Here is a 4,755-nt window from a genome sequence, read left to right as displayed (position 1 = left end):
AGCCACCAAACCCGCATTCTGTGCCATCGTCTTTTGTTCTACCTGCAAGCATATTATTGGTATAGTCGTACTGCATATGCTCGTAGCGCACACCAGCTGTTAGTAACCACTTATTTAATTGCCAATCTACAGATGCAAAAGGGGCATAAAGCGTAGCGTTTACATCGTAATCGTAATGTTTGCCTTGTGGCACTGTCGCGACTAAAAATGCAGAACCTTGCGTGGGCTCATTTTGGCTTTGAGTAAAATCGGCTTGCGTGTATTCGCCATCAAGCCCTAGGTTTATTTTTACATTACTTTGTAAATTATGTTGATAAAGCGATTGCACGCCAAAGCCTGTTTGACTGTTTGTTTCAAGCGGTGTGCCGGGTAAAAAGTGCTTAAAAAAGTCCATGCTTTGGTCGCGAAAATATAACGTAGTAGAGAGCACATCATCGTTATTTAATTGCCAGGTTGCATTGCTCCATGCTCTAAATGCGCGTGCTTTTCTAAATGCGTCAGGGTCAAAGTTTTTTTGCGCGAGGTCTTCGTTTTTATAGCTTTCAAAGCCTGTAATAAATCCAGCCGTTTGCTGATCAAGATTTGTATAAGTAAGGCCTGAGGTAAGTAATAAATTATTATTTGAATAGCGATGGCGAATATTTACTTTTTGTTGCTCTACGCTTTCGTCGTCGCGGTAACCGCTATCGTCGGTAACACTTGCGTTAATGCCGATACCGCTGTTGCCGTAATCTTGTCCTGCACGTAATTTGTAGCGAGTATAGCCGTACGAGCCGTAATCTAAACCAACTAAGCCACCGCCTTGCGTGGTATCGGGCGTTATTACATTAATAACACCATGCACAGCATTTGAGCCATAAAGTGCAGAGCCAGGGCCTTTGAGTACTTCTATGCGCTGCGCCATTTCGCTGTGTGCTTCAAATAGCTCGTTTATATTACAAAACCCAGCGGCTCTCAGTGGTATGCCATCTTCTAAAGTCAATATGCCACCACAAGCGCCTGCGCCCGAAAGCACTTGTGAGCGAAGCGCGGGTAAATACTCTTGGCCATTTCCACGTTGAATATTAGCACCCGCTACACGTTGCAGGGCTTCTTCAATATGCGTAGGCGCTATGCTATTTAGCTGCGCTTCACTTAGTGTACTTATTGATAAAGGCAGTGGGGTAGATAGCGCTTCAATACGTGATGCCGTCGTTGTTATGGTTTCTATTGCATCGTTATTTTGATTGTTGGCAAACGCAGTGTGGCTGAAGGGTAATAACAGCGGCAAAAAATAAGGTTTCATACATTCCTTGAAAGTAATCTATATTGCATTGCCTCTATAATATGCGGTTTTAATGTGCTTTTAAACTCGTTGCGTTAAAGCGTACGTAACCTGTAAACCCGATACGTAATTGATAAAACAAAACAAGCCACAGCAGGAAACACCAAAGCCAGCACTAAGTAATGCTCAAATAAAACAAAACCGGCTACACCGCCTAATAAAAAGCCTGCAATAATGAGTAAAAACATAATGCCTTTACGGGTATCAAATTGCTCACCTTTAAGGGCTTTACCTATCATTAAACCAAGGTCAGTAAAAATGCCGGTTAAGTGTGTGGTACGAACGACCGCACCACTGTAATTAGTGACTAACGCATTTTGTAACCCACAAGCAGCAGAGGCAAGCGTAATTGCATAAACATAAGATTGATTAAGTAGGTAGGCACTTGCTAACAGTAAAGCGCCTTCAATAAATAAGAGCGTATCGTAATGGCGGCCAAGTTTTAATGAACGCCCTGCAAGTAAAAAACCAGAAAGCGCCGAGCCCAACATAAAGCTAATGAGTATGCTAAATAACAGCAAAGCGGCTGAGGTATTGCTCATTAGCTTAATACCCAACAAAGTAACAGAGCCTGATAAGTGCGAAATGGCTTGATGCTCAAAACCTAATAAGCCTACAGCGTTAACGATGCCCGCTATAAATGCCAGTGTAAACGCGCCATATTCAACCCACTTTGGTAGTTTTGTAAACATTGGTTATCTCTTAATGTGTGCAGAGTTAATTATTGAGCTTGTGCTTTAAAACGCTTTATTTGTTCATCAACTAATTTTGTATCAATTACGCCACGCTTAAAAGCAATGTAAGTAGGAAATGTAAACTCATTTAATTGCCGAGCATAAATGTTTTTATATTCCTTTGAGTACCACAAACCCGCTTGATAGTTAGTTATTGCGTATTCAACGCGTTTTTTTCAAGTAGCTCAAAAGTGTCTTTAGTTGAAAGTGAACGAAGCAGATTATTCTCATCAAGGCTGTACTTTTTAGCGATAATTTTGGGAAGAATAACACCGGGTAACATAGCTATAGCGGCTTTTGATAAATCATCAATAAGCAGATTATCTTCATTTAACGTGAATAAACCAAACTTAGTGGTATGCAAAGGCTCGCTAGTAAAGTCTAAATATTCTGTACGCTCTTTATAGTTGGCCAATGAAAAATAGCAGTCGTAATAGCCCAGCTCCATCTCTTTTTTAACACGCGCCCAAGGTAAATGAATAACGTCAATTTTGAGGTTTAAGTTTTTTTCAATAAACTTAATGTAATCAATATCTAAACCTGTAAATGTATCGGCTTTTTCATCGTAAATAGTAAAAGGAGGGTAGTGCGTTGTAACGCAGCGCAGAGTTTTACTTGGCGCTGCAAGTAATAACGAGGGAAAAGTTAAGGCTAAAAACAGAAATATTGCGCGCATAAATATAAATTCGATATCTTTTAAAGTACATAACTTGAACGCCAATTATACAGTTACTGAGCTTAATTGCATTGATCTAAGTATTTTTACCTAGCGTATAAGTTAAAATTTGTGAGATATACCATGTTTAACGCAGAGCAGCAGTCACGCATTATCGAAATGGCGTGGGAAGATAGAACCCCCTACGAGGCTATAGAGAAGCTATACGGATTAAAGTATCCGCAGCTGGTGGTTTTTATGCGAGACAATGTTTCAAAAGGCAGTTTTAAAGTGTGGCGTAAGCGCCATGCAGGTCGTAAAACAAAACATTTAAAATTACGCGATCCCGCCATTATGCGAAGCCACTGTAAAACACAATATAAACAACGTTAAATAAGTGTTAGTTGTTTCATATGATGTTCATCCGTGTTTGTTAATCTTTAGCTATTAATTATGCTAGAGATTATTTATGAGAGCACCTATACACACAGTACTAATAGCATTGGCTTTATTTTCAATAAGCGCAGATGCAAAACCGCATAAAGATAAGCATGGTCATAAACACGGCCACAAAAAAGCATCATTCACATAAGCATAACGACAATGTCTACCTTTCTAAAAAAGAGGCTAAGCAGCTAATTCGTGCAGGTTGGACGCCACCAGTGCTAAGTAAAAGCTACCACCGAGGCGACTATTTAGATCGTGATTTATACAAACGAGGTAGAGTGATTGAACGCTCTAGAGATAATGGTACAGTGAGTATTGAAATAGACCGTACAGTTATCCATATGGTGCACGATACTCGAGAAATACTTTCAATTTTAAGTCGCTAAATTAACTTTATAAGGATATTAAAATGCTCATTGCGCTGGCTATAATTATTGGCTTTTTTTTACTGGTTACCTTACTACCTATGTCGTACAGCCAGCATTACTTAGTGCGTAGCTGCGACTTTGTTCGTTTACAGGTTTTTTATATTGCCAGTTTTGTCGCCGTTACTTCGTTGTTTTTATTATGGCAAAGTAGCGAAATAGGTTACGTGTTTATAGCCTTAACCTCATTACTTATAATGATTTTACAAGGTAAATGGATTTACCCGTATACGTGGCTTGCTAAAAAAGAAGTGCAAAGCGCACCTAAGCATATAGATCATAGTATAAGGATTATGTCGGCAAATGTACTTATGTCGAACCATAAAAGTGAGCAGTTAATTAGCCTTGTTGATGAGCATCAACCCGACCTACTTATTACGCTTGAGAGCGATAGCTGGTGGGAAAATAAATTATCAGTCATCAAAAAAAATTACCCGTATTACATAGAATGCCCTAAAGACAATCGTTACGGCATGCACTTATACAGCAAGTTTAAAATACTCGATGCACAAATATGTGAGCTCATAGAAGAAGATATTCCCTCAATTCATATTCTGTTTGAAAACGATGAAGGCCTGCAAATGCAAGGGCACTTTATTCACCCAGCACCGCCAAGCCCGACCGAAGAAGACTCATCGCGTCCGCGCGACTCAGAGCTAATAATGGTGGCTAAAGCACTTAAAAACCCAACACGACCTACCATAGTTGCCGGTGATTTAAACGACGTAGCATGGTCGCGTAGCACCCGTTTGTTTATGCAGATAAGTGGCTTTTTAGACCCTCGAAAAGGCCGTGGTTTTTATAACACCTTTCATGCAAGTTACTTTTTTATGCGTTGGCCGCTCGATCACTTATTTCACAGCGAAGGTTTTAAAGTAAAACGTATTAAGCGCTTAGCTAAGTATGGCTCTGATCACTTTGCGCTACTGACTGAGCTTTCTTACGAAAACGCTAATCAGCAATCATTAGAAACTAAATCGGCGCAGCACAAGCAAGAAGAAATTCAAGAGCTTGCTATGAATAAGGCAGATAAGCGAAAAGTGCCGAGGTTTGAGGAGAAGTGAGAGCTGCTAGTTTTTAGCCATTGTAGGTCGGATAAGCGAAGCGCCATCCGACACAGTAAAATACCTTGCAAATTATAATCAATATTTTATGTTGTCGAGTGGCTGG

Annotated in this window: 5 protein-coding genes and 2 pseudogenes (1 of these 7 only partly in view); 3 read left to right on the top strand and 4 right to left on the bottom strand. The window is 40.0% G+C overall.

Going from position 1 to position 4,755, the window contains the following annotated elements; translation table 11 throughout:
- The 4 genes and pseudogenes from L655_RS0118030 to L655_RS01000000125870 form a co-directional block, all read right to left on the bottom strand.
- Window positions 1-1,285: pseudogene (locus L655_RS0118030) on the bottom strand (TonB-dependent receptor); it reaches 788 nt to the left of the window's first position.
- 74 nt (window positions 1,286-1,359) lie between these two features.
- Complete coding sequence (locus L655_RS0118025; protein WP_024605833.1) at window positions 1,360-2,016, bottom strand: YoaK family protein; 657 nt, start codon at window positions 2,014-2,016, stop codon at window positions 1,360-1,362.
- A 29-nt stretch (window positions 2,017-2,045) separates the two neighbouring features.
- Window positions 2,046-2,192: a hypothetical protein gene (locus L655_RS1000000128170; protein WP_241764516.1), complete on the bottom strand. Its 147-nt coding sequence runs from the start codon at window positions 2,190-2,192 to the stop codon at window positions 2,046-2,048.
- Between the two features lie 17 nt (window positions 2,193-2,209).
- Window positions 2,210-2,734 (bottom strand): transporter substrate-binding domain-containing protein, encoded by a 525-nt coding sequence (locus L655_RS01000000125870; protein ID WP_240917455.1) that lies wholly within the window; start codon window positions 2,732-2,734, stop codon window positions 2,210-2,212.
- A gap of 123 nt (window positions 2,735-2,857) precedes the next feature.
- Here L655_RS01000000125870 and L655_RS0118015 point away from each other — a divergent pair, with 123 nt between their 5' ends.
- The 3 genes and pseudogenes from L655_RS0118015 (at window position 2,858) to L655_RS0118005 (ending at window position 4,649) form a co-directional block, all read left to right on the top strand.
- Window positions 2,858-3,106 (top strand): TIGR03643 family protein, encoded by a 249-nt coding sequence (locus L655_RS0118015; protein ID WP_024605832.1) that lies wholly within the window; start codon window positions 2,858-2,860, stop codon window positions 3,104-3,106.
- Between the two features lie 76 nt (window positions 3,107-3,182).
- Window positions 3,183-3,546, top strand: a pseudogene (locus L655_RS01000000125865) (hypothetical protein).
- Between the two features lie 23 nt (window positions 3,547-3,569).
- Entirely contained in the window at window positions 3,570-4,649 is a 1,080-nt protein-coding gene (locus tag L655_RS0118005) for an endonuclease/exonuclease/phosphatase family protein (RefSeq protein ID WP_024605831.1), read from the top strand.
- Window positions 4,650-4,755 lie beyond the last annotated feature (106 nt).

Origin of the sequence: Pseudoalteromonas sp. TAE79 (assembly GCF_000498015.1) — a bacterium.
Taxonomy (GTDB): Bacteria; Pseudomonadota; Gammaproteobacteria; order Enterobacterales; family Alteromonadaceae; genus Pseudoalteromonas.
This window is presented reverse-complemented; position numbering and strand designations above follow the sequence as displayed.